The sequence below is a fragment of the Pseudomonas paraversuta genome (assembly GCF_904063065.1).
In the GTDB taxonomy this organism is placed as follows: Bacteria; Pseudomonadota; Gammaproteobacteria; order Pseudomonadales; family Pseudomonadaceae; genus Aquipseudomonas; species Aquipseudomonas paraversuta.
This window is the reverse complement of sequence record NZ_CAJFCL010000046.1, coordinates 1-449: the sequence shown is the minus strand read 5'-3', so window position 1 is coordinate 449 and position 449 is coordinate 1. Positions and strand designations below refer to the sequence as shown.

The window sequence follows — 449 nt, the reverse complement described above, 5'->3', positions numbered from 1 at the left end:
ACGTTCCAGTAGATCTGCGACAGGCTGAATCCCATGGCGCGCGCGGCGGCTTCTTGCCCGTGGGGCAGGGCCTGAATACCGGTACGTACCTGTTCGCAGACACGGGCGGCGGTGAACAGACCCAGACACACGACAACGCTCCGGTAGGCCGAGGTGGTCGGGTTGAGGTCTTGCTTGTACCAGTCCTGCAGGTTCTGCGGCAGCAGGTCGGGTACCAGGAAGTACCAGATAAACAGTTGAACCAGCAGTGGTACGCTGCGGAAGATTTCCACGTACACCCCGGCGATGCCGGCTACCAGGCGGTTTGGCATGGTGCGCATGACGCACAGCATCGAACCCAGTCTCAGTCCAACAATCCAGGCGACAACGGCGATCGCAATGGTCCAGCCCAGACCCGAGACAAACAAGTCGAGATATGTCTCGCTGCCTACGCCGCGGGTCTAGCAGAA

At 60.6% G+C, this 449-nt stretch carries 1 pseudogene; it reads right to left on the bottom strand.

Annotated features, from left to right (window positions below):
- Positions 1-434: pseudogene (locus JQ845_RS22855) on the bottom strand (ABC transporter permease subunit); the annotation flags it as partial.
- Between the last annotated feature and the right edge of the window lie 15 nt (positions 435-449).